Here is a 23,896-nt window from a genome sequence, read left to right on the forward strand (position 1 = left end):
GCGAAACTGAAGGGGTTGGAATGATGGAAAAAGTATTTATTGTTGCGGCTAAGCGCACTCCTATTGGTGCATTTACCGGGTCGCTAAAAAACGTATCTGCGGGTGAACTGGCTGGCGTTGCGATCAAAGGTGCACTTGAGTCTGTCGATCTTTCGTTAGATGCGATTGATGAAGTAATCGTCGGCAACGTGATTTCGGCAGGTCAAGGCATGGGGGTTGCTCGTCAGGCTTCCATCTATGCAGGGCTTCCTGAGGAAACACCAGCATACGGCGTGAACATGATTTGCGGCAGCGGAATGAAATCAGTGATGGACGCAGCGGCGCACATCAAAGCACAAGATGCTGAAGTGGTTATTGCTGCTGGCGTTGAAGTGATGTCACAAATTCCTTTTGTGGTACCAGCGAGCGTTCGTAATGGTCACAAAATGGGTGACATCTCAATGAAAGACTTACTGGTTGGTGATGGCTTAACCGATGCGTTTAATCACTACCACATGGGCATGACCGCTGAAAATATCGCGAACACGTTGAATATTTCGCGCCTAGCTCAAGATAACTATGCCTTAGAAAGCCAACAAAAAGCCGTTGCTGCGATTGAGGCGGGTAAGTTTAACGAGCAAATCGTGCCTGTAGAAGTTAAGCAGCGCAGACAAACCGTCACTTTTGATACCGATGAGTATCCGAAGTCAGACGCGACATTCGAAGGTCTGCAAAAGCTTCGTCCAGCTTTTGACCGTGAAGGGTCTGTTACGGCAGGTAACGCTTCGGGCATCAATGATGGCGCGAGTGCAATCATCTTAGCCTCAGAGAGTGCAGTAGCGAAATACGGACTGACACCACTGGTAGAGCTAACGAGCTACGCACAGTCTGGATTAGATCCAAAGATTATGGGTTTAGGCCCAGTAGAAGCCGTTTCTAAAACGCTTGATAAGGCGAATCTCACTCTAGAAGAAGTAGATTTGTTTGAATTGAATGAAGCGTTTGCAGCACAAGCTCTTGGCGTAATGTACCAATTGTCAGAGCAGCATGACTTACCGCTTGATGAGTTCAAGCCAAAGGTCAATGTGAATGGTGGTGCAATCGCGCTTGGCCATCCTTTAGGTGCTTCAGGCAATCGAATTATTGTTTCACTCATCCATGAAATGCTTGAACAGAAAACGACTTATGGCGTTGCTTCACTCTGTGTGGGTGGGGGAATGGGAACCGCTGTTTTGCTAAAAGGTATTGAAGGTTAGAGCCTGATATATCGGTAGCAAGCTTAAATATCGGATCAGCTTTTCAAAGCATCGCGAGTTAATCGATGAGCGTTGGCTGAAACGATAGTGACACAAATTTATTAAACTATGTATTCATCAGGAGTTACTTATGTACACGGATATTTTCAAAACAATTACTGACCAAACTGAAAAGCAATTTGAACCGTACTTAAAGTTCAACAAGTTGGTTGCAAAGAACGTCCAAACGATGACAGAACTGCAAATGAATGCAATGCAGACTTACACGAACATGGGTCTTGCGCAAATGAAAGCAGTGACTGAAATCAAAGACGTGACTAGCCTAACGGCGTTCAACAGCCAGCAACTAGCAGCGCTAACTCAATTGTCTCAACAGATGATGAGTGATAGCTCAAAAATGCAAGCTGCTGCAAAAGAGTTCAAAGAAGATGTTGAAACACTAACAACTGAAAACTTGAAAACAGTTACACCTGCATAAATAAAATCGCCATCGAGTCAGCACAGTGTTTACTGTGAGGCTCGGTGGCGATTTTCCGATTATTGGAGTCATGTTATGTTTCAACACTTCTTTTCGGACTACCTTGTTAAACTTCAACAAACAAACCAGCAATGGTGGGAAAACTTTGAACAAAACAAGGAAGCCGCGCAATCTCCCCTAAACCAAGCGATGCAAGAGTTGAATTTTGATGATGCGTCAAAAATCTTCGAGCAAGCCGCTAACCAACCCGCCGTTCTCCTTCAGTTACAATCCCAGTGGTGGGAACAGCAACTTAAGATTTGGCAAAATGCCGCACTGATGGGTAATACCGAAAGCGTCATTACTGAAGAGCGCAGTGATAAACGCTTTATTGATGAAGCGTGGAAAAATGACCCGTTTTACAGCTTTATCAAGCAGTCTTATTTGTTATTCAGCAAAAGCTATATAGACACCATTAATTCAATCGAAGGCATAGACGAGAAAACCAAGGAACGTGTGGCGTTCTTTTCACGTCAGGCTATCAATGCTCTTTCTCCTAGTAACTTCATTGCGACTAACCCAGAGTTGATGAAGCTAACGCTTGAGCGCAATGGTGAGAACTTGCTAGATGGGCTAGAGCAGCTACAAGCTGACGTTGAAGCGAGCGCGGATATCCTCAAGATCCGTATGACCAACAATAATGCCTTCCGATTAGGTGTTGATGTTGCGAACACGGAAGGTGATGTCGTTTTTCAAAATGATCTGTTCGAGCTTATTCAATACTACCCAAAAACACCTCAGGTGAACGCCACGCCTTTGTTGATCGTTCCTCCATTCATCAATAAGTACTACATTCTCGACCTTCGTGAAAAGAACTCAATGGTTCGTTGGTTGCTTGAGCAAGGGCACAGCGTCTTCATGATGTCTTGGCGCAACCCAGGTGAAGCGCAAAAAGACTTAGAGTTCGGTGACTATGTCACGGAAGGCGTAGCGAAAGCCGTGACGGCAATTGAAGATATCACGGGTAAAGAGCAAATCAATGCTGCAGGTTACTGCATTGGTGGTACTGTTCTCGCTTCAACGGTCGCTTACTATGCTGCTAAAAGAATGAAGAAACGCATTAAAACTGCGACCTTTTTTACGACTCTATTAGACTTCTCTCAGCCGGGAGAGGTTGGCGCATATATCAATGAAACGATCATTAACGCCATTGAGAAACAGAACGATGCTAAAGGATTCATGGATGGTCGTTCATTAAGCGTGACATTCAGTTTGCTTCGTGAAAACAGCCTGTACTGGAACTACTACATTGATAACTACCTAAAAGGCAGCAGCCCAATGGAGTTTGATCTGTTGTACTGGAACAGTGACAGCACTAACGTTGCAGCTAAATGCCATAATTTCTTGCTGCGTGAGCTTTACCTTGAGAATAAACTTGTTCAAGACAAAGGCGTGAAAGTAGGCGGTGTCTGGATTGATCTCAATAAGATAAAAATACCAAGCTACTTCATTTCAGCGAAAGAAGATCATATCGCGCTTTGGCAGGGGACTTACCGTGGTGCCTTGAATACCGGTGGCAACAAGACGTTCGTGCTTGGTGAATCTGGTCATATCGCGGGTATTGTTAACCATCCAGATAAGAAGAAGTACGGGTTCTGGCTGAATGACAACCTAGACGACTCGGCGGATGAGTGGCTAACTAATGCGACTCATAATGAGGGGTCTTGGTGGACACACTGGAATCAGTGGCTACAAGGTTTTGAAACTGACGAAAAAATCGAACCTTTCAATCAAGGCTCAGAGCTTAATCCTGTGATTGGCAAAGCGCCAGGCAACTATGTAAAACAGGTGCTGCCGATTGTCGATCAAGAGCAGGTTGATAAAGAGACCGCAGAGAAAGAAGCACCAGAAAACGAAGCTTAGGGCGTTAAGTCACATTCAATTATAAAGATACACAACGTCAGATAATAAAAAAGCCACTGAAATCAGTGGCTTTTTCGTATCAACTCATATCAGAATTATCTGGTAGAAGTTGATGGAATCTCGATTGTTAATCGATTTCTTTGTCTTTACCCATAGATAAAATCCAAAGAGATACGGCTGCAACACCTGCAAAGCCACCAAGAATGATAACTGGCATAGCGCTGTAACCTAGGATGTGCCAAATTACGCTTTCTAAAGTACTCATTCAATCGCTCCTTATTGCCAGCCTTCAACGCCGTGCATGTCTGGTAGTTTGTGTGCAATACCTTTGTGACAGTCTACACACGTTTTTTCACCAGAAGCTAGCGCAGTCGAGTGTTGTTTCGCACTACGGGGGCTCTGCTCTGAGAAGTCCATGTAATCGAACTGGTGACAGTTACGACACTCAAGTGAATCGTTCTTCTTCAATCGAGCCCATTCGCGTTCCGCTAGGTGAGCACGACGTGCTTTGAACTTTTCTTCAGTATTGATGGTTTTCGCAATAAAGTGTGCGTATAGCTCTTTAGATGCTTGAACCTTACGAACAATTTTATCTGTCCATTCATGAGGAACGTGACAGTCTGAACAGATAGCACGAACACCAGAACGGTTAGAGTAGTGAATTGTCTCTTGGATTTCAGCAACGATAGGTGCGTGACAGCCAGAACAGAATTCTTCCGTGTTGGTTGCCTCCATACCCGTGTTGAATGCACCCCAGAACAAAAGACCACCCGAGAAACCCAAGAACAAAACAACGCCTACGGCTGCTTTGCTTGGTGTCGCAAGTCTTTTCCAAAACGCTTTAAGTAATTTTATCATATATAGCCTCTCTTACAGTCCGGCTACGATTAACGCAGTGAATCTACAGGTTTGAACTCGTTCTCAACTAGTGGCTTAGCATTAGCTTGAGGTACGTGACACTGTAGACAGAAGTAACGACGAGGTGATACGTCTGCAAGTACCGCATCTTCACGGTTCATGTAGTGAGTTACACTCACTTTAGTAGCACCCATTTCTTTTGCGTTTTTCCAGCTGTGGCAAGAAAGACACTTGTTAGCGTTAAGAGAAACTTCATAGCTACGAATAGTATGAGGCACTAGAGGTGGTTGGTATACGTAGTCACTCTCAAGTACTTGGTCACGAGGGAACTTTTTGAAGTCATCTGCTGCGCGAGTTGCTTCAAGTTCACTTGCACCACGTAGAGATTCTACGCCACCAATGCCGCCTGGGTTATCCAGTTCAGCTTCAGCTTGAACTGCACCAGCTAGCAAAAGACCAGCTGATAGTAGGGCAGTAATCAGTTTTTTCATGGTTAATTTCTCCGCCTAAAGGCTAATTCTTTGAGTGGACTACTTCTTTCAAAAAGTAACGAAAAAAGCAGTCGCAATATTAAAAACGTCAGATCTACGAGCTAAGTGGTAAGAACATATTGTCCTTAAGCGACCTTAGTGATCTTAACTGGACACTTCTTGTAATCCGTCTGTTTAGACAGAGGATCCGTTGCATCCAAGATCAACTTGTTGATCAGAATTCTTGCATCAAAGAATGGTACGAATACCAAGCCTTGTGGTGGACGGTTACGACCACGAGTTTCAACACGAACGCGTACTTCACCACGTTTGTTTTCGATAAGAACTTCATCACCACGGCGAAGACCACGAGCTTTAGCATCAGCAGGGTGGATGTAACAAAGTGCATCCGGTACTGCTTTGTAAAGTTCTGGTACACGACGAGTCATAGTACCTGTGTGCCAGTGCTCAAGAACACGACCTGTACATAGCCACATATCGTATTCATCGTTTGGTACTTCAGGTGGCGCTTCGTATGGTGCATTGATGATCAGTGCTTTACCATCTGGTTTGCCGTAGAAGTCCCAATCAGAACCTTTCTTAGCATATGGATCTGAACCTTCTTTAAAGCGCCATAGTGTCTCTTTACCGTCAACAACAGGCCAACGTAGACCACGAACTTGGTGGTAGCGATCGTATGGTGCTAAATCGTGACCGTGGCCGCGACCAAAGGCTGCGTATTCTTCGAATAGACCTTTTTGAACGTAGAAACCTTGAGCTTGTGCATCGTCGTTAAGCTCTTGAGCTTCAGACAGTGGGAATGCATCAACGTTGCCGTTTTTGTAAAGCACGTCGTACATGGTTTTGCCACGGTACTCAGGCATTTTCGCAACCAGTTCTTCACCCCAAACTTCTTCAATAGTGAAGCGCTTAGAGAATTCCATGATTTGCCATAGGTCAGACTTAGCTTCACCTACAGTTTTCACTTGTTGGTACCATGCTTGTGTACGACGCTCTGCGTTACCGTAAGCGCCTTCTTTCTCAATCCACATTGCTGTTGGAAGGATGAGGTCAGCCGCTTGAGCTGTTGCCGTTGGGTACGGGTCAGAACATACAATGAAGTTATCTGGGTTACGGTAACCTGGCAGACGTTCAGTGTTGATGTTTGGACCCGCTTGCATGTTGTTGTTACACATTACCCAGTAAGCGTTGATTTTACCGTCTTTCAACATACGGTCTTGAAGAACAGCGTGAGCGCCGGGTACCGGTGGAATGGTGCCTTCTGGAAGTTTCCAGATATCTTCTGCAATTTTACGGTGTTTAGGGTTAGCAACCACCATATCGGCAGGTAAACGGTGAGCGAATGTACCAACTTCACGCGCTGTACCACACGCTGACGGTTGGCCAGTTAGTGAGAATGGGCTGTTACCTGGAGTAGAAATCTTACCTGTAAGAAGGTGGATGTTGTACACAAGGCTGTTCATCCATACGCCACGAGTATGTTGGTTCATACCCATAGTCCAAAGTGACATTACTTTGATGTTTGGATCGGCATATTGCTTAGCCAGCTTGATAAGGTCTTCTTGAGATACACCTGACATTTCAGACGCTTTCTCAACTGTGTATTCAGCAACAGACGCTTTGTAGTCTTCGAAAGAGATAGCAGTCATTTCGCCTGAGTTAGGGTTTGCGGCTGCTTTCTGTAGTGGATCATCGTCACGCAGACCGTAACCGATGTCTGTCGTTGCTTGCTTGAAGTTCGTGTGCTTGTTCACGAAGTCCCAGTTAACCGCATCGTTTTGGATGATGTAGTTTGCGATGAAGTTTGCGATCGCAAGGTCAGACTGAGGGTTGAAGATGTAACCCGTGTCTGCAAGCTCGAAAGAACGGTGGTAGTAAGTAGACAGTACGTTTACTTTAACGTGTGGGTGGCTTAGACGACGGTCTGTAATACGAGTCCATAGTACTGGGTGCATTTCTGCCATGTTTGAACCCCACAGTACGAATGCGTCTGCGTGTTCAAAGTCATCGTAACAACCCATTGGCTCATCAATACCGAAAGTGCGCATGAAGCCTACTACAGCAGAAGCCATACAGTGACGAGCGTTTGGATCTATGTTGTTTGAACGGAAACCCGCTTTCATCATCTTAACGGCTGCGTAGCCTTCCATTACTGTCCATTGGCCTGAACCGAACATACCAACACCTGTTGGACCGTTCTTCTTCAGTGAAGCTTTCCATTTCTCAGCCATCACGTCGAACGCTTTGTCCCAAGATACGGGTGCGAAATCACCATCTTTATGGAACTCGCCATCTTTCATACGAAGAAGAGGTTGTTCTAGACGGTCTTTGCCGTACATGATTTTTGAAAGGAAGTAGCCTTTGATACAGTTGAGGCCTTTGTTTACCGGTGCTTCTGGGTCACCTTGAGTCGCAACCACTTTGCCGTTTTGAGTACCTACTAGTACCGAACAGCCCGTACCACAAAAACGACAAGGCGCTTTATCCCACGTGATTTTTGTTTGATCAGAGCTAGCAATCAGGTTGGTTGCTGTTGCCGGTAGAGTTACACCTGCAACGGCTGCCGCTGATGCAGCTGCGTTTGCTTTCACAAACGCACGTCTTGTCATTTTCATACTTCACCCTCAAGTTGAGAATTGTTGCTTCCAGTTTCTAAATCCGTTTCGTCGAGTCCAGTTTCGATTTGGTGATAAACCAAAGCTGTCCCCAAAACGTTCTTAATGTTGTTTATTGCTTCGATGGTGTCCGTTACAAAACCTTGGTTTTCAGTTTCTAGGACCACGATGATTTTGCCTTCAGGGCTATCTCCGTAGATTTCAGCGTTATCGAATTGCTCGATCTCCGCTTTGATCTCATTTAGATGCTCAGGGCTCACATGCACGACTAAACTTGATATATGCACTTCATTTAGTGCCATAAATTGCTCTCGTTATTTTTGTTTTATGCATTACTCACAAGAATAGCCGAAGTAGGGCAAATTGCTACGCAGGCGCCACAACCGCTACACTCATCTAACTTGATTTTTGGTAGAGCAACACTGCCTGCTCTAAGTTGAAATTGAATGGCCATAGGTTCACACATGTCACCACAGCTTCGGCATTCAACATTTTGTTGCGCTAAACACTTATCAGAGATTTGTGCTTTTGCTTGCCAAGGCTCTCCTTGCTTTGGCTTAAAAATGGGTTCGGGACAAACATCTGCACATTGATAGCAGAACGTACACTCATCAATAGAGAAATCTACAGTGGGAAAACCACCATCGCCTACAATGATTATCTTAGTCTCACAACTCTCGATGCATTTACCGCAGCGAGTACAGTCATCTGTAAAGCTTTCTAGGCTGTCAATCCAAGGCAAACGAATCTGGCTTGAGTCAACTTTTCGTCTAGAAAAAAGACGGCGTTTTGATAGATCTACCACTAGATACCTATAGATGTTACTAAGATGTTGTAATTGTAGGTCATTATTCTATTAATATCTTGTAATGAGTCCTCACAAGTAGTGTAGTTTTAGAAACAATTGTATAAATACCCCCTAAGGGCTAATTGGGGGCATATATTGTCTTAGATCAATAAATTACGGAGCGAGTGATCACATATTGAATGGAGCTATGATTTTTGATGTGTGACAATACGATATCGCTGGCAAGTCATTTATCAATAGGAAGGCACTTTTGCTTATGAAACCGGTTTCATCTGTGACAAGTACGATAGCAAAATCTTTGCTCTCTATACTGCTGTTGTCGGTTGCTACGACTGGCTTTGCCATCTTTACTTTGGCTTCAAGTTTGAATGATGCGGAAGCGGTTAACGTGGCCGGTTCAATGCGAATGCAAAGCTACCGTTTAGCCCATGATATTCAAATAGAATCTGTCGATTATGAATCTCATATTCGTGAATTCGAAAGTTCTCTTTACTCGCCATCCATGACTAATTTGGTCAGTTGGAATGTTCCGACAGACATCACAGAAGATTACTATTTAATTATCGGCCGTTGGCATGAGCTAAAACAGGTCTTGAATAGCGAAGAGCGCGATCACTATCTCGTGTTGGTTGAAAACTTCGTGGCTGAAATCGATGGCTTCGTTTATAAGCTGCAAGAGTTCTCTGAAGACAAGTTAATAAAGTTAGCGTGGGCTGGTGGTATCGGCTTTGGTGGGATTCTGGTCATATCTCTTTTTGTTGTTCACTTTGTACGTAAACAGGTTGTTAAACCGCTACATGCTCTTGTCGGTGCGAGCCAAAGAATCAAAAACAGCGACTTCGAGGTAGAACTCAAGGTGACCAGTAACAACGAAATGGGCATTTTGACCAAAACCTTCAACTCGATGGCCAAAGATTTAGGCGTGCTTTATCGAAACCTTGAAGATGTGGTGGATGCAAAGACGATTGAGTTGCAAAATGCGAACCAGTCGCTGCAGGCACTTTATAACTCGTCACAAGAGCTCACGGTGACGCGTATTGCTCCTGAAAACTTCCGAGCTATCTTGCAGCATCTCGTGAGCTTGGAAGGGATTGGATCACTGAGGCTCGAGATTGTCGATAACTCAGGCCGTTCATTGATTATGGATGAAGGTTACGATTCGAATTTAGACTACGAAAAGTTCGAGATGAAACTCGACGATAACGAACTTATTCTCGGCTATTTATACTGTTCATATCACCACGGGCACTCAACTAAAGCTCTGATCGAAAGCTTCATTCAACTGCTATCGAGAGCGATCTACTACAATCGTGCTCAAAAGAAAGCTGAACAGCTTATTATCATGGAAGAGCGTGCCACGATTGCACGTGAACTCCACGATTCATTGGCTCAATCACTGTCGTACTTGAAAATTCAAGTTACACTATTAAAGCGTGTGATTGGCAAACTGCCAGAGCAACAGCACCGAGAGCAATCTGAACAAATCGCGTCTGAGATCGGAAACGGCTTAGCCGACGCTTATACCCAGTTAAGAGAGCTACTCACCACATTTAGGTTGACCATTAAAGAGGGCAACTTTGGAGACGCCTTAAGTACCATGCTTGAGGCGCTCAGCGAGAGAACCGATGCGAAGATTAACCTCACTAATAATCTCTCATCGATCGAGCTTGATGCGCATAGTCAGGTTCACTTGCTTCAATTGATTCGTGAAGCAACAATAAATGCAATAAAACACGCCAATGCCGACTTGATAGATGTATGCTGTATCGATGAGGACGGTGAAGTATTAGTCGTGATAAAAGATAATGGAGATGGCTTTGACTCAAGTAGTTCCAAGGTGAACCACTACGGGATGAGCATTATGCAGGAGCGTGCGGCAAGACTGAATGGCGACTTGACGATTGAAGCGGCGCAAGGTGAAGGCTGTACAGTCATATTGAAATATAAAAGTTTGAAGGAAGTTAAAGTTGACGATTTGTAAAGTAATGCTGGTTGATGATCATCCATTGATGCGCAGAGGTATAAGCCAATTACTGAGCTTTGAAGACGAATTCGAAGTGATTGCAGAAGCAAGTAACGGCACTGAAGCGGTTGCTCTTGCTCATGAAGAAGAACCTGATTTGATCCTTTTGGATCTCAATATGAAGGGCATGTCTGGTTTAGATACCTTGAAAGCACTTCGCACTGACGGTTCTAGCGCAAACATTGTTATTCTAACGGTTTCTGATAGCCCTGCAGACATTGAAGCGATTGTAAAAGCAGGCGCTGATGGCTACTTGTTGAAAGACACTGAACCCGATGAGTTAATTGAACTGCTTAAGCAAGCACACAGCGGTGACAAGGCTTACAGCAGTGTGGTTGCTCGTTACCTAAATGATGCTGGAAGCCGCAATGATATCTTCGAACAACTGACTGAACGTGAAATGCAGATCCTTCAAGAAGTCGCGAAAGGTTACCGTAATAAGCAGATCGCCGATCACCTGTTTATTTCTGAATCGACAGTTAAGGTACATATGAAAAGCTTGTTGAAAAAGCTGCAAGTGCCTTCCCGTACCGCTGCAACGGTTCTGTATCTAGAACGCTATGGTGAAATGAAGTAGGGCTTGTTCCTTTGAGATAACACTATTTCAAGCCTGACTGTTTATACATTTTGTACATGTCTCGATAGTTTTAACGATGTTGAGAAAGTGACATTAAAAAAGGCGCTGAACTTATTAAGTTCAGCGCCTTTTTGTTTACGCATTTTATATTCAGTATTGGTGTTCGTTTGTTCTTCGTTCTTTGAGATTAGAAACTTAAGGCTTACGCCGACATTGGAACCAATACAAGCGTACCGAAGATAACCGTAATAAGACCACAGATTACGGGTACAGACGTACGTTTTACGACTTCAAATGGGCTGATTTTACCCATACCAGAAGTCGCTACGATTACGCCAGATACTGGTGAAATTGTACGACCTAGGTTCGATGCTTGAAGCATTGGGATGATTAGGAACGCTGGGTTCAAGCCCATTTTCGCCGCTAATGATGGAGCCAGTTCTACGAATGCATAGAAAGGTGCATTACCTGAACCTGTCGCAATTGCCGCAGCAACCGTTAGACCTGTGAGGATAAGCATCAATGCGATGCCGCCTGCGCCTGCAGATTCGGCAAGACCGATTAGGTTATCAATTGCACCGATAGACATTAGACCTTGAGCAAATACGCCCGCCGCAACCAACAGCATTACCACGCCTTTGAACGCGTCAGCCATGCCTTGGTAGCAAGAGTCTAGATCTTCTAGTGTTTTCTCGCCGTCAAACTTCTTAACAACGTAATCGATAACTGCGCCTACGAAGATAGAACCTACCACAATAGTGTAGATATCAAGTGAAAGCCCTGGAATCGTACGACCGTTGAATAGGAAAACGCCGATGATAGGTAGGAATGGAAGTGCAGCGTAGAAAGCCGGCGCCGTTGTTTCGATTTCAGAAACGTCTACTTTTTCCATTGGTGTGTTTTCTTTCTTATCTAGGTATTTGTTCCAGAAGAAAGCCGCACCCGCCATCACGATGATCGCACAGATAGAAACAGGCAGTACCGTTTGAACAGCAAACACATCAAGAGACATGCCTGATTTTTCTGCCGCGATAACCACATCACCAGACGTTGGTGAAAGAATGATGGCTGCAGGTGACGCACAAACTGCAACTGCCGCTGGGCGAGAAATACCCATTGCCGTCATCATTGGGAATAGGGTTGCCATCAATAGCACACCAAGACCCGTTGCAGAACTTACTGCTAGAGACATCAGACACGCTACGATGTAAGCCGCAACAAGAAGTACATAGGGAGATTTGATCGCAGCAAGCGGTTTAGAGAACTGTTTCACTACCACGTTGTTAGCACCAATGTGCGTCATGTAAGAAGCAAAACCACAAAGAAGCATGATTTGCATGCCTAGGCCGCCCCCGCGGTACTGAAGCATGTATTTAACAAATTCTAGTGAGTCGGTAACCATGTTACCTGTTGAAGCTACCTTAGCTGGTAAGACTGTGTGACCAATAAGGCCGGTGATAAGAAGTAGGGCAAGGCCAGCAGTTAGTAATACACCCGCCGCTTTATAGCCTTTTACAATAAAGTAACCAACAGCAATAGTAATCACTAATCCGATCAAGAGCTCTAACATAGAAATCTCCACAAAGTTTAAAAAATATAAGAAAGTGTTTCAGAATATGACAATGAATGTACAGAAAACTGCACTGTGGCACGAGGCATAGTTGAGGTTGATATGATCTAAGACAAACATTTTTTTCGATGTTAATTGTGGTTGTAAATCGTGAATAACTACTGTTGTTTAGATGTTAATAAACAAATTTTGTGGCTTGTTAGAATATAACTTGGATCACCTTTGGTTGTTCTATTTGCATATGGTGGTGTTATTTTATAAATCGCGAGTATTTTTTGTACTTTGGAAGGAAACGTGTAACGAAGTGGGTATTTATCGGAGTAAAGAGGTGAGAATCTTAGCTTTTAAGCTTACTTACATTTAAAGATTACTTATGTTTAACGCCTACTTACTTCCCATAAGTAAGCGCTAAAACACAAGTTATAATAAGGCGATTCTTCAGCTTCTTCGTTTAACTCAGAACCTTCATTTAATACGACTTCGTCCTCGAGTACCACTTCTTCAACTTCTTCTGCGAATAGGGGCATAGAGAAAGCGATTAGAACTAAAGGTAGCTTTGGTAGGAATCGTGTGTATGAAATTGTATTTGCTAATGGGTGCGATGTTCGTGAGATAGTGTGTTTCGACATAATGGTTTTGTATATAAAGTGATTTAACACGACGAACTAAGTGTTAGTCTGATGAGTAGACAGTGATCGAATCGAACCGTTGGCATTGTCGGCGCAGGTTCCATCGCAATCGACTCCCAATTCATTTTTGGGGTCGGAATGGTATGCACGGATTGGATTAAGTGGAGGTGCTGATTGAATAAGCTCACTTCACTTACAGCGTCCTCAAGTTGTTTGGTATTCATCTACATTCCTGTCGACTGTTGTTCTTGTAATTTGGCGCTTAGTTTATGGTCAAAGCGCCAGAACAGTATTTAAATGAATGTGAATGATCTTTCGTGAGGTTACTTGATATTGGTTTAGGAATATTTGGGTAGGAAAGTTGGTTTTATGATTGAGTTAACAGCATAGAAACACAGAGAACAAGGCGCTCTCTGTGTTGGTCATTTTGCTATTATCGAAACTCGCTGATGAGCATTATCTCTGGCGTCTTGCGACCAAAGTGAATCGGTAATCGTTAGACGTGAAGTAGTTGCGGCTGTATTCAAATACAGTGTTATTGGCGAGGTAACCGCGAGTACGTTTTTCAATGATAGGCTGAGCTGGGTCAATACCTAACTGTTTAGCAACGTCTTCAGGCGGAAGAATCGGTACCAATTCCTGCTCACTTCGATCAATCACCATGCCTTTGGTGTTCTCAATAAAGTCGTATTTTGATGTCTGCATCACTTGATAGGTGAGATCTGGGAATAGAGCAACAGGTAACCAAGTTTCTTCAACCGTGATTGGATTGTTGTCTATGAAACGAACACGTTTTACGTAGAAAACCAATTCGCCTTCTTTGATATCTAAATGTTCAGACATCGCCAAAGAACACGGCTTCATTTCGAAGGCCAGAACTTCACTGTGTGTAACCACATCCAAATGCGCCCACTTTTCTTGAAAGCTCGACTGTTTGTAGATGTCGTAATTGATCTTGTTCTCTTTTACGTAAGTGCCGCTGCCTTGAACGCTTTCAAGCTCATCGTTTTCGATCAGTAGTTTCAGTGCTTGCCTAACCGTTACGCGGCTTACCGAGAATACTTCACGCAATTGCGCTTCCGTTGGGAGTGCTTCTCCAACTTTATATTCTCCAGAACTGATCTTTTCTCTTATTGCATCGGCGATTTGGCGATACATAGGGAGTCTTGCCATTTTTGCCTCATTTGTGCGCTAGGACAACTAGACTTTGATTAACAACCTGTACCTTAAATACGTAAATTTGCTCTATATAAGCTTTGCTTTAAAGGTTAGTGTGAGCATCGTATCGGCGTTTTGTAGTACATATAATACAAATTAAACGATACATAACAAGCTTTCTTAAAGGATTTACCAATACAGTTTTAAATACAAATTAAATACAAATATGTATTGGTGAGATCGTGATCACGGATTAAATGTCTTGAGGTTGTATTATTCATCTCGTCGACAGGGACGACTGTCGTACTAATCTGTGACTATGGGACAAAGGTTATGAAACTTACTACTCTAACGAATAAGTCGCTCGTAAATCTGCAAACTACGTTTAGCAGTCGAGAAGAAGCGATTTACGCACTTGCTGACCAACTGAATCAGCAAGGCAAACTGCACAACAAACAAGAGTATCTTGATGCAGTATTTGCTCGTGAAGAGCAAGGCCCGACAGCGCTTGGCGAAGGCCTAGCAGTACCGCACGGCAAGACTGACGCGGTTAAAGAAGCTGGTTTCGCTGTTGCAACATTGAAAGAAGACATGAAATGGAAAGGCCTAGATGAAGACGAAGATGTGAATCTTATCTTCCTAATTGCCATTCCAAATGCAGAAGCGGGTTCTACCCACATGCACCTGCTGACCGAACTGACAACCACATTGGTTGATGACGATGTTCGTGAAGCAGTATTAAAAGCAACAACCGCTGATGAAATCTTCGCGCTTCTTGATGGCGATAATCAGCAAGAAGAAAAACAAGACAACTTAGATACAAATGCGCCGACAATTGTATGTGTTACTGCTTGCCCTGCAGGCATTGCTCACACCTATATGGCTGCAGAATACCTTGAAAAAGCGGGCAAAAAGCTTGGCTACAAGGTTCATGTTGAAAAGCAGGGCGCAAATGGCATTGAAGATCGTTTGACGGCTGAGCAATTAAACAATGCTGTGGCGTGTGTTTTTGCTGCTGAAGTCGCGATTAAAGAAGTGGATCGTTTTAACGGAATCCCTCGTGTTGAAACGCCAGTTGCAGAACCGATTAAACACGGTGAACGCATTCTAAATGAAGCGATTGAAGAGTCGAAAAAAGGTAACGGTGCAGAACGCACAGTGGCTACTGATGACAAACCGAAAAAACTGCCACTGAAAACTGAGCTTAAACAAGCGCTGCTTTCTGGTATTTCTTACGCAGTTCCTCTTATCGTTGCTGGTGGTACTGTTCTTGCGGTTGCTGTTCTTATCGCGCAAATTTTTGACCTGCAAGAGCTTTACGCAACAAAAGATTCTTGGCTGTGGATGTATCGTAAATTAGGTGGCGGCCTATTAGGTACATTAATGGTGCCAGTACTGGCAGCTTACACTGCTTACTCATTAGCCGACAAACCGGCACTTGGTCCTGGTTTTGCTGCGGGTATTGCTGCAAACATCATTGGTTCAGGTTTCCTAGGCGGTGTTGTTGGTGGTTTGATTGCGGGTTACGTGATGCGCTGGGTGAAAGAGCATGTTCGCTTAGGCCCTGCATTTAACGGCTTCCTTACTTTCTACCTTTACCCGGTGATTGGTACTTTGGTAGCGGGTAGCTTGATGCTGTTTGTTATCGGTAAACCTGTTGCGTTCTTAAACCAAGGTTTAACGGACTGGTTGAACGGTATGTCAGGCACCAATGCGTTGTTATTGGGTGCAATTTTAGGTCTGTTTGTATCATTCGACCTAGGTGGTCCGGTAAACAAAGCTGCTTACGCATTCTGTTTAGGTGCAATGGCAAACGGTGTTTATGGTCCTTACGCAATCTTTGGCTCAGTAAAAATGGTATCGGCGTTCACGGTAACGGCTTCTACCATGATTGCTCCACGCTTATTCAAAGACTTTGAGATTGAAACCGGTAAATCTACATGGCTACTTGGTCTTGCGGGTATTACTGAAGGTGCAATCCCAATGGCGATTGAAGATCCAATCCGTGTAATCGGCTCATTCTTACTAGGCTCTGTAGTAACAGGTGCAATGGTGGGTGCGGCAGGTATTGGTCTATCCACTCCGGGCGCAGGTATCTTCTCTATCTTCTTGTTACACGATTCTGGTTTGGGCGCATTCTCTGCTGCTGCAATCTGGTTCGGTGCTGCGATTGTCGGCACAGTGATTTCAACCATTACTCTTCTGATGTGGCGTGGTCACGCTGTAAAAAAGGGTAAGTTTGAAGCAAGTACTGCAACACAGAACTAACTGAATTTTGAGTTAGCTCCTAACTCACTGCGAAATCAATATATAAAAAATAACAAACAACTGGCTGTCCTAAATACCTGTGCTCCTAACGGTTTTATTCACACAGATTCTGGGCGTGGTTTTCTGCACCCTAAATTTAGTGGCAGCCAATTTTAACCCCTTGAAAAAATTTAATTTAGTCGTATTTGGGTTCGAACTTTAGTTTTACTCGAAGCGACACATTTAGGTAAATGATTATGACTACATCACGCGTACACATTACTCCTCACATGCACTGGGATCGTGAATGGTATTTCACAACAGAAGAGTCTCGTATTCTTCTTGTGAACAACATGGAAGAAATCATGAACCGTCTGGAAAGCGATCCAGAATACAAATACTACGTTCTAGATGGTCAAACCGCCGTTCTAGAAGATTACTTTGCAATAAAACCAGAAAACACAGAACGCGTAAAAGCATTGGTTGAAGCGGGCAAGCTTATTATTGGCCCTTGGTATTCTCAAACCGACACAATGCAAGTTTCTGGTGAGTCAATTGTACGTAACATGATGTATGGCATTCGTGACTGCATGAAGTTTGGCGATGCAATGAAGATTGGTTACCTACCAGATTCATTCAGCATGAGCTCGCAGCTGCCGATGATCTACAACGGTTTCGACATCACGCGTGCAATGTTCTGGCGTGGTTGTTCAGAGCGTCATGGCACCAACAAAACAGAATTCTTATGGCAGTCTAATGACGGCAGTGAAGTGACGGCACAAGTGCTTCCGCTAGGTTACGCGATTGGTAAATACCTTCCACAAGACGAAGAAGGCTTGCGTGCTCGTTTAGATAAGTACTTCCCAGTGCTAGAAAAGCCATCGGTGACTAAAGATATCTTGCTACCGAACGGCCACGACCAAATGCCGATTCAAAAAGACATCTTTGAAGTAATGGACAAGCTTCGCGAAATCTACCCAGATCGTGAATTCTCAATGAGCCGTTACGAAGAAGTGTTCGAGAAAGTAGAAGCGGCGCGCGACCAACTCGACACAATTAAAGGCGAGTTCAACGACGGTAAATACATGCGTGTTCACCGTACGATCTCTTCTACGCGTATGGATATCAAACTGATCCACGCAGAAATCGAAAACAAGATTGTAAATATCTTAGAACCGCTAGCGTCTATCGCTTGGACATTAGGCTTTGAATATCACCACGGTTTGATTGAGAAAATGTGGAAAGAGAGCATGAAGAACCACGCTCATGACTCGATTGGTTGCTGCTGTTCAGACAAGGTTCACGCTGAAATCCTAAACCGCTACATCCTCGCGGACGACATGGCAACCAACCTGATTCATTTCTACAAGCGTAAGATTGTTGACCATATGCCGGATCGCGAAGGTTGCGACAAACTGGCGATGTTCAACCTTTCACCATACGAGCGTGAAGAAGTGGTTAACACGACGATCACTATCCGTGCTCAAGAGTTCTCTATCTTTGATGAAAACGAAAACCCAGTTGAGTACTTCATCCAAGACAAGCGCCAAATTGACCCAGGTAAAGTAGACCGTCAAATCGTTCATTACGGTAACTACGACCCGTTCATGGAGTTTGATATTCAAATCAAACGCGCTGTGCCAGCGATGGGCTTCACCACGTTACACATCCAAGGTAACGAGAAGGGTGCAGTAAAAGTTGCAGAACAAAAAGACTACTTACTAGAGAACGAGTACTACCGAATCAATGTAAACGACAACGGTACTCTGACTATTTTCGATAAAGAGACAGAGCAAGTATTCGACCAAGTACTTCGTTTGGAAGACGGTTCTGATGACGGTGATGAGTACGATTACTCTCCATCTCGTCAAGAATGGTTACTGTATTCAGACGAGTTCCCAGTCGAAACATCGATTGACCACCAAGGCTTCCAATCGGTAGCGAACATCGCTTTCCGAATGAACGTACCTGCAAACCTTGCAGAGCGTGAAGAACGCACGGGTCAAAACGGATTCGTTGAAGCGCAATGCCAAGTGGTATTGAAGCAAGGTTCTCGCCGCATTGAAGTACGTATGGAACTAGACAACCAAGCCGACGACCACCGTGTACGTGTCTTAGTACCAACGCCATTCGTTTCTGAAACTGTGGTTGCAGACAACCAGTTCGGTTGTATTACTCGACCAACCAATGACCCTGCTATGGCGGTTTGGGAAGAAGAGAAGTGGAAAGAAGCACCGGTTCCGGTTTACCAACTGATGAACTTCGCTGCATTAGAAAACGGCAAAGCGGGCATGGCGATTATGTCGAATGGTCTACGTGAATTTGAGGTGATTGCATCTCAAGGTGACGAAAACCGAGATACCTTCGCACTGACACTGTTCCGTGGTATCGGCGTGTTGGGTAAAGAAGAGCTATTGCTTCGCCCAGGCCGTCCATCAGGCATCAAGATTCCGACACCAGATTCGCAAGTGCGCGGTAAGTTAGTGTGTGAATTCACGTTGTGCGGTTTCTCTGGTAACCATATTGACGCGAACATCATGGCGCAAGCACGTGACAATGTCACTCAAATCGAATGCTACAACAAGATCCCTTACAACGCGATGAAGCTCAACGTGGGTGAGCAGAACCTACCTATGAGTTTTAGCCTTCTGTCTAAGCAACAATCAGGCGCGGTGTTGAGTGTGCTGAAGAAAGCGGAAGACGAAGATGCACTGATCATGCGTGTCTACAACCCGGCAGAATCGGGTTCAGTATCGGATTCAATCTCTTTTACTCAAGCGGTTTCAAGCTGGAAAGAGACAAGCATGGACGAGCGCGTACGCGAAGGTGATGTAGCATCTGAAGAGTTCGGCCAGATAGCACCTTGCCAAGCAAAAACATTCCAAATCAAATTCTAATTTCGATAACCCGCTCACCTTGGTGGGCGGGAATGGTGAACGACAATGAAAATTGTAATTGCCCCTGATTCATTTAAAGAATCACTCGACGCTCATCAAGTTGCGTCTTGCATTGAGCGTGGATTTGCCGATGTTTTCCCTTACGCAGAGTTTGTGAAAATGCCACTCGCCGATGGCGGAGAAGGCACGGTAGACGTGTTGCTAGAGGCGCTCAATGGTAAGAAGCAACGGCTGCACACGACGGATCCAATCGGGCGTGAATGTACGGCTTATTGGGCTTCGTTGGAACAGACTGTTGATGGCGCCAACGTAAAAACTGCCTTGGTGGAATTTGCTCAAGCATCGGGTTTAGACCTATTAACCGTAGAAGAAAGAGCACCGTTAACCGCATCTTCGTTTGGTACTGGGCTATTGATCAAAGATGCACTAGATCAAGGTGTTGAACAAATCATTATTGGTTTGGGCGGCAGCGCAACCAATGATGCAGGTGCTGGCATCTTACAAGCGTTGGGAGGCAAGTTATTAGACAAGCAAGGCAACGAGCTATCTGGTGGCGGCGCCGAATTAAGCCGGTTAGCAAGCATCGATCTTGAAGGACTGCACCCTAGATGCAAAGAAGTGACGTTCGTGGTCGCGTGTGATGTGAATAATCCATTATGTGGCGAAAGCGGAGCCAGTACTGTGTTTGGTCCGCAAAAAGGCGCATCAAAAGCTCAAGTTGAACAACTTGATACTGCGATCGGGCACTTTGCCGATATCGCTCAAGCACATACGGGTACTAATCATCGCGACACAGCTGGATTTGGTGCTGCTGGTGGTACACCTCTGGGGTTAAGTCTTGCATTCAATATCCAAATTAAAGCGGGTATTGAGATGGTATTAGATGCCTTGGATGCAGATAAGGTTCTTGAAGGTGCTTCACTGGTCGTGACCGGAGAGGGGCAGATGGACAACCAAACCCTGCAAGGTAAAACACCTTTCGGCATCGCTCAGCGAGCTCAAAAGTTGAGTATTCCAACCATTGGAATTGCGGGCTCTTTGGGGCAAGACGTTGAAAAACTTTACGGCTCAATGTCTAGCTTATTTGGAACCGTACGTTCACCTCAGTCTTTAGACCAAGTTTTATCAGAAGCGAATCAAAACCTGACTCGCACTGCCCGTAATATCGCCGCCACGCTCAAGCTTGGTAGCCAGATTTTTAATGAGAAGTAATTATGTCTCTATTTAAACTCGACAACGTTATTCAAAACTACGCATGGGGAAGCAAAGACTCCATTAACCAATTGTTTGGTATTGTGAACCCAAACCAGGAACCTCAAGCAGAAATTTGGATGGGTGCTCATCCAAATGGTTGTTCAAAGGTAGGCGATACCGGTGAATCGCTTTCTCACATGATTGATGAAAACAAAATCGATGTCTTAGGCGGATACACGGCGGCTCGTTTCGGTGAATTGCCTTTCTTGTTTAAGGTGTTGGCCGCTGAAACACCGTTATCGATTCAGGTTCACCCGAACAAGCGAAAATCAGAATTAGGTTTTGAGCGTGAGAATGCACTTGGTATCCCTTTGAATGCGTCTAATCGCAACTACAAAGATCCAAACCATAAACCTGAGTTGGTTTATGCGTTGACCTTCTACAAAGCGATGAATGGCTTTCGTCCAATCGACGACATTATTGCCTTGTTCGAAGAAGCGGATATTCCTTCGTTAGCGATTGAGCTTAATGTACTAAAAGCCAATGCCGACAGTGATTCTTTGAAGTCGTTCTTTAGCGCCATTATGTCTCTTGAAGGTGACCGCAAAGCGTCTGCGCTTAATGAGCTTTATGCTGCACATGCGCGACCAGCCAAAACGGTCATGGGGCGTGAAGCTCTTCAATACAGCATCGAATTCAAACAGCATTATCCAGGTGATATTGGCTTATTTGCGCCATTAATGCTTAACACGGTTGAGCTGGCGCCCGGTGAAGCGATGTTCCTGTTCGCAGAAACCCCACATGCTTATGTTCAAGGTACGGGTTTAGAGATTATGGCAAACTCAGACAATGTGCTGCGTGCCGGTCTCACTCCCAAATATATCGATGTCCCTGAGCTTATCGACAACACAATCTTTGAGCCGATTAAGCCAGAAGATATCCGCCTTAAGCCTGTATTGAAAGAGGGCAAGATGAGTTATCCGATTCCAGTGGATGACTTTGGCTTTGATATCTTGTCTGCGACTGATGAGAGCAAGTCACAGTATCTACGTAGCGCGGAGATCTTGTTCTGTGTGGAAGGAGAGGCGACCGTCACTTCAGAAGGGCGGTCAGTTTCTCTTAAGCCCGGAGAATCGGTCTTTGTAAGTAGTAATTCAAGTGTTTACCAATATCAAGGGAATGGCATTTTGGCTCGTGCTTTTAACTAGTGCCCCCGTGCTAGCGATCAGCAAAAGAAATGTCAGAGTGCCACTGTAAAGTGGTACTCAATATTGGATTGATGGTTGTTACCTATCTGTCTTTGACAGTCATGATTATTGACCATACCCGCTACTCTGGCGGGTTTTTTCATTATTAGAATGAGCAGATATAAGCTTGTAGAAAAGACAAACCCTGCGATCAGAGCAGGGCTTTTTATTGAATTAGTACTGAGTGACTGGTTAGGCAATGTGCGTCATTTTATTAAGCACAAAGGTTTCAATACAACCTTCAGTCGCAGCCATGTAGTCAGCGATGTGTTGGCTCGCTAAGTGTTTATCTAGATGAACTTCAGACTCCCAGTTCTCATGAAAAACGAAGTGAGCAGGGTTACTGTTATCTTGGTGCAGATCGTAGTTAATACAGCCGTCTTCAACACGGGTTTTATCGATCAATTTAATCATCTCAGCTTTTACAAGCTCAGTTTTGTCTTCTTTAGAGACGATCGTTGCAATAATAGTCAGTTTGCTCATTTTCAATTCCTTCGCTTTAAACTCGGTAAGTTTAAGTAATATAAGTATAAATTCAGAATGAAGAAAGAGTTCTGAAATCCAATAACTATGGTTCTTACCATCCACAATTCAAACTCGAGAGCATAGGGCCAGAGCCGAGTAGGTTATGCTTATTAAAAAAAGCCCTCATAGCAATATGAGGGCTTTTGAATAAGAATCAAACTGTGTTGTTACTGGGGTGTTAAGCGTACTGTCTTACCTTAAGCGTATTGCTCAACCGTCATTGCCCAATTTTTCTTCTGTTGTTCGAAATTCATTTTGATTTGCTGATAACGAACCTTAAGAACAGAGTGTTCGTACTTCTTCACAACGTCTTCGCGCTTGCTTTCAAGTAGCTGTTTTTTAACTTCGTAATATTCGTTCATGTTTGATACTAGAGCATCAAACTCTTGTTGAAGCTTCTCTGCGATTTGTTGCTTGTCGGCACGATGCATGATTTTTTGCTGAGTGCGTTTAAGTAACATTGACGCTTCAGCTTTCTCAATACGAGCTTGAGGGGTTTTCTTAAGCTTACTTGCCAGTCCCATCAACGAAGCACTCTTAATCAACCATTTTGTTGGATCGTATTGCCACCAGTAGATGCCGTTACGGTAGTCGTTCTCAAAGATGTGGTGGAAGTTGTGGTAGCCTTCGCCGAAAGTGAGTACTGCTAACACACCGTTATCACGCGCTGTGTTTTTGTCAGTAAAAGGTTGGCTACCCCAGATGTGAGCAAGAGAGTTAATAAAGAATGTTGTGTGGTGGTTAAGTACCAAACGAACTGCACCTACGATTAACAACATGCCAATCACGTCACCGTAAATCACGCCTAAAGCGATAGGAACACCGAAATTCATTAGTAATGCTAACAGAACATAGTGCTTGTGCTGCCACATAACAATCTTATCTTTTTTAAGGTCACGGCAGTTTTCGTAGTTTTCGTACATTGAGGTGCTGTAATTACGAACCATCCAGCCAATGTGTGAGTACCAAAATCCACGTTTTGCAGAGTATGGGTCTTTGTCGTTGTTATCGACATGCTTGTGGTGAACACGGTGATCAGAAGACCAGTGTAGCGCGCTGTTCTGCAGGGCAAATGCACCACCTAATGCAAACAGGAATCTTAGGCTTGAATGCGCTTCAAACGCTTTATGTGACCATAAGCGGTGATAACCTGTCGTGATTGAAAGGTTACAGAACGTAAAGCAGATTGCTAGCCATATCCAGTGCTCCATGCCATAGCCAAAAAAGTAGCCATAAACGGGAGCCGCTACAACAGCAAGCAGCATACTAAAAGAGAACACAAAAATATTGAGCCAGATTAATGGCGGCTTTTTTGTAGATTGTTTGTCGGCACTATTCATTAGCAAATTTCCATTGGGCTTACATCTGTGCGCTAGAATATCAGCGTACACGTGTAAGTCAATATTGAAAGTGTAAACGTGTATTAGTATGTTTTGCTTAAA

21 protein-coding genes are annotated in these 23,896 nt (G+C 44.2%); 9 read left to right on the plus strand and 12 right to left on the minus strand.

Annotated elements, in window-relative coordinates; translation table 11 throughout:
- Nucleotides 1-23 precede the first annotated feature (23 nt).
- The 3 genes from AB4154_RS20685 to phaC all read left to right on the plus strand — a co-directional run bounded on the left by AB4154_RS20685 (nt 24) and on the right by phaC (nt 3,615).
- The gene (locus AB4154_RS20685) at nt 24-1,235 is read left to right on the plus strand and encodes an acetyl-CoA C-acetyltransferase (RefSeq protein WP_029236542.1); all 1,212 of its coding nucleotides are present in this window, start codon (nt 24-26) and stop codon (nt 1,233-1,235) included.
- Nucleotides 1,236-1,365: 130 nt separating this feature from the next.
- A complete protein-coding gene (locus tag AB4154_RS20690; protein WP_017062616.1) occupies nt 1,366-1,713 on the plus strand; it encodes a phasin family protein in 348 nt (115 codons plus the stop codon).
- A gap of 75 nt (nt 1,714-1,788) precedes the next feature.
- Nucleotides 1,789-3,615 carry a class I poly(R)-hydroxyalkanoic acid synthase gene (phaC, locus tag AB4154_RS20695; RefSeq protein ID WP_017072236.1) on the plus strand — a complete coding sequence of 609 codons (1,827 nt, stop codon included), beginning with the start codon at nt 1,789-1,791 and terminating at the stop codon, nt 3,613-3,615.
- 127 nt (nt 3,616-3,742) lie between these two features.
- On the opposite strand, the gene AB4154_RS20700 is transcribed toward phaC, so the two are convergent.
- The 6 genes from AB4154_RS20700 to napF all read right to left on the minus strand — a co-directional run bounded on the left by AB4154_RS20700 (nt 3,743) and on the right by napF (nt 8,384).
- A complete protein-coding gene (locus AB4154_RS20700; protein ID WP_010430103.1) occupies nt 3,743-3,880 on the minus strand; it encodes a TIGR02808 family protein in 138 nt (45 codons plus the stop codon).
- A gap of 11 nt (nt 3,881-3,891) precedes the next feature.
- On the minus strand, nt 3,892-4,473 hold the full coding sequence (locus AB4154_RS20705; RefSeq protein ID WP_009845456.1) for a NapC/NirT family cytochrome c: 582 nt from the start codon (nt 4,471-4,473) through the stop codon (nt 3,892-3,894).
- A 29-nt stretch (nt 4,474-4,502) separates the two neighbouring features.
- Nucleotides 4,503-4,964 (minus strand): nitrate reductase cytochrome c-type subunit, encoded by a 462-nt coding sequence (locus AB4154_RS20710; RefSeq protein WP_017062614.1) that lies wholly within the window; start codon nt 4,962-4,964, stop codon nt 4,503-4,505.
- Nucleotides 4,965-5,089: 125 nt separating this feature from the next.
- The gene (napA, locus tag AB4154_RS20715) at nt 5,090-7,579 is read right to left on the minus strand and encodes a periplasmic nitrate reductase subunit alpha (RefSeq protein WP_017062613.1); all 2,490 of its coding nucleotides are present in this window, start codon (nt 7,577-7,579) and stop codon (nt 5,090-5,092) included.
- The gene (locus AB4154_RS20720; protein ID WP_008219286.1) at nt 7,576-7,881 is read right to left on the minus strand and encodes a chaperone NapD; all 306 of its coding nucleotides are present in this window, start codon (nt 7,879-7,881) and stop codon (nt 7,576-7,578) included. The genes napA and AB4154_RS20720 overlap by 4 nt, the downstream gene beginning before the upstream one ends.
- 23 nt (nt 7,882-7,904) lie before the next feature.
- Nucleotides 7,905-8,384, minus strand: coding sequence for a ferredoxin-type protein NapF (gene napF, locus AB4154_RS20725; RefSeq protein ID WP_017067052.1), 480 nt, complete (start codon nt 8,382-8,384; stop codon nt 7,905-7,907).
- A 253-nt stretch (nt 8,385-8,637) separates the two neighbouring features.
- On the opposite strand from napF, the gene narQ reads away from it, so the two are divergent.
- Nucleotides 8,638-10,368: a nitrate/nitrite two-component system sensor histidine kinase NarQ gene (narQ, locus tag AB4154_RS20730; protein ID WP_372124010.1), complete on the plus strand. Its 1,731-nt coding sequence runs from the start codon at nt 8,638-8,640 to the stop codon at nt 10,366-10,368.
- Nucleotides 10,355-10,987 (plus strand): response regulator, encoded by a 633-nt coding sequence (locus AB4154_RS20735; RefSeq protein ID WP_017062609.1) that lies wholly within the window; start codon nt 10,355-10,357, stop codon nt 10,985-10,987. Before narQ ends, AB4154_RS20735 begins: the two co-directional genes overlap by 14 nt.
- A gap of 202 nt (nt 10,988-11,189) precedes the next feature.
- Here the strand turns inward: AB4154_RS20735 and dcuC are convergent, their stop codons facing one another.
- The 4 genes from dcuC to AB4154_RS20755 form a co-directional block, all read right to left on the minus strand.
- Nucleotides 11,190-12,557 (minus strand): anaerobic C4-dicarboxylate transporter DcuC, encoded by a 1,368-nt coding sequence (gene dcuC, locus AB4154_RS20740; RefSeq protein WP_017062608.1) that lies wholly within the window; start codon nt 12,555-12,557, stop codon nt 11,190-11,192.
- 377 nt (nt 12,558-12,934) lie between these two features.
- Nucleotides 12,935-13,186, minus strand: a complete 252-nt coding sequence (locus AB4154_RS20745) for a hypothetical protein (RefSeq protein ID WP_133151380.1) — start codon at nt 13,184-13,186, stop codon at nt 12,935-12,937.
- Between the two features lie 23 nt (nt 13,187-13,209).
- On the minus strand, nt 13,210-13,410 hold the full coding sequence (locus tag AB4154_RS20750) for a hypothetical protein (protein WP_080582262.1): 201 nt from the start codon (nt 13,408-13,410) through the stop codon (nt 13,210-13,212).
- A gap of 232 nt (nt 13,411-13,642) precedes the next feature.
- Complete coding sequence (locus tag AB4154_RS20755; RefSeq protein ID WP_009845448.1) at nt 13,643-14,359, minus strand: GntR family transcriptional regulator; 717 nt, start codon at nt 14,357-14,359, stop codon at nt 13,643-13,645.
- 318 nt (nt 14,360-14,677) lie between these two features.
- On the opposite strand from AB4154_RS20755, the gene mngA reads away from it, so the two are divergent.
- The 4 genes from mngA to manA all read left to right on the plus strand — a co-directional run bounded on the left by mngA (nt 14,678) and on the right by manA (nt 21,890).
- The gene (gene mngA, locus AB4154_RS20760) at nt 14,678-16,612 is read left to right on the plus strand and encodes a PTS 2-O-a-mannosyl-D-glycerate transporter subunit IIABC (RefSeq protein ID WP_017070591.1); all 1,935 of its coding nucleotides are present in this window, start codon (nt 14,678-14,680) and stop codon (nt 16,610-16,612) included.
- Nucleotides 16,613-16,848: 236 nt separating this feature from the next.
- Complete coding sequence (gene mngB / locus AB4154_RS20765) at nt 16,849-19,488, plus strand: mannosylglycerate hydrolase (RefSeq protein ID WP_372124011.1); 2,640 nt, start codon at nt 16,849-16,851, stop codon at nt 19,486-19,488.
- Nucleotides 19,489-19,533: 45 nt separating this feature from the next.
- Nucleotides 19,534-20,700 (plus strand): glycerate kinase, encoded by a 1,167-nt coding sequence (locus AB4154_RS20770; protein WP_102320779.1) that lies wholly within the window; start codon nt 19,534-19,536, stop codon nt 20,698-20,700.
- Nucleotides 20,701-20,702: 2 nt separating this feature from the next.
- Nucleotides 20,703-21,890 (plus strand): mannose-6-phosphate isomerase, class I, encoded by a 1,188-nt coding sequence (gene manA, locus AB4154_RS20775; RefSeq protein ID WP_017070588.1) that lies wholly within the window; start codon nt 20,703-20,705, stop codon nt 21,888-21,890.
- 231 nt (nt 21,891-22,121) lie between these two features.
- Here manA and AB4154_RS20780 read toward each other — a convergent pair whose 3' ends face one another.
- A complete protein-coding gene (locus tag AB4154_RS20780) occupies nt 22,122-22,412 on the minus strand; it encodes a putative quinol monooxygenase (protein WP_372124013.1) in 291 nt (96 codons plus the stop codon).
- A 239-nt stretch (nt 22,413-22,651) separates the two neighbouring features.
- Complete coding sequence (locus AB4154_RS20785; RefSeq protein ID WP_137002044.1) at nt 22,652-23,794, minus strand: fatty acid desaturase; 1,143 nt, start codon at nt 23,792-23,794, stop codon at nt 22,652-22,654.
- Nucleotides 23,795-23,896 lie beyond the last annotated feature (102 nt).

The organism is Vibrio sp. 10N.286.51.B11 (genome assembly GCF_041469245.1).
Lineage (GTDB): Bacteria > Pseudomonadota > Gammaproteobacteria > Enterobacterales > Vibrionaceae > Vibrio > Vibrio crassostreae_C.

What these genes read in the sequence shown, in the direction of transcription:
- AB4154_RS20690 (WP_017062616.1), top strand. Translation starts at nt 1,366, where the DNA reads ATGTACACGGATATTTTCAAAACAATTACTGACCAAACTGAAAAGCAA.
- AB4154_RS20720 (WP_008219286.1), bottom strand. Translation starts at nt 7,881, where the DNA reads ATGGCACTAAATGAAGTGCATATATCAAGTTTAGTCGTGCATGTGAGC.
- AB4154_RS20705 (WP_009845456.1), bottom strand. Translation starts at nt 4,473, where the DNA reads ATGATAAAATTACTTAAAGCGTTTTGGAAAAGACTTGCGACACCAAGC.
- AB4154_RS20700 (WP_010430103.1), bottom strand. Translation starts at nt 3,880, where the DNA reads ATGAGTACTTTAGAAAGCGTAATTTGGCACATCCTAGGTTACAGCGCT.
- AB4154_RS20710 (WP_017062614.1), bottom strand. Translation starts at nt 4,964, where the DNA reads ATGAAAAAACTGATTACTGCCCTACTATCAGCTGGTCTTTTGCTAGCT.
- phaC (WP_017072236.1), top strand. Translation starts at nt 1,789, where the DNA reads ATGTTTCAACACTTCTTTTCGGACTACCTTGTTAAACTTCAACAAACA.
- mngB (WP_372124011.1), top strand. Translation starts at nt 16,849, where the DNA reads ATGACTACATCACGCGTACACATTACTCCTCACATGCACTGGGATCGT.
- mngA (WP_017070591.1), top strand. Translation starts at nt 14,678, where the DNA reads ATGAAACTTACTACTCTAACGAATAAGTCGCTCGTAAATCTGCAAACT.
- napA (WP_017062613.1), bottom strand. Translation starts at nt 7,579, where the DNA reads ATGAAAATGACAAGACGTGCGTTTGTGAAAGCAAACGCAGCTGCATCA.
- manA (WP_017070588.1), top strand. Translation starts at nt 20,703, where the DNA reads ATGTCTCTATTTAAACTCGACAACGTTATTCAAAACTACGCATGGGGA.
- AB4154_RS20755 (WP_009845448.1), bottom strand. Translation starts at nt 14,359, where the DNA reads ATGGCAAGACTCCCTATGTATCGCCAAATCGCCGATGCAATAAGAGAA.
- AB4154_RS20685 (WP_029236542.1), top strand. Translation starts at nt 24, where the DNA reads ATGGAAAAAGTATTTATTGTTGCGGCTAAGCGCACTCCTATTGGTGCA.
- dcuC (WP_017062608.1), bottom strand. Translation starts at nt 12,557, where the DNA reads ATGTTAGAGCTCTTGATCGGATTAGTGATTACTATTGCTGTTGGTTAC.
- AB4154_RS20745 (WP_133151380.1), bottom strand. Translation starts at nt 13,186, where the DNA reads ATGTCGAAACACACTATCTCACGAACATCGCACCCATTAGCAAATACA.
- AB4154_RS20785 (WP_137002044.1), bottom strand. Translation starts at nt 23,794, where the DNA reads ATGAATAGTGCCGACAAACAATCTACAAAAAAGCCGCCATTAATCTGG.
- AB4154_RS20750 (WP_080582262.1), bottom strand. Translation starts at nt 13,410, where the DNA reads ATGAATACCAAACAACTTGAGGACGCTGTAAGTGAAGTGAGCTTATTC.
- AB4154_RS20780 (WP_372124013.1), bottom strand. Translation starts at nt 22,412, where the DNA reads ATGAGCAAACTGACTATTATTGCAACGATCGTCTCTAAAGAAGACAAA.
- AB4154_RS20770 (WP_102320779.1), top strand. Translation starts at nt 19,534, where the DNA reads ATGAAAATTGTAATTGCCCCTGATTCATTTAAAGAATCACTCGACGCT.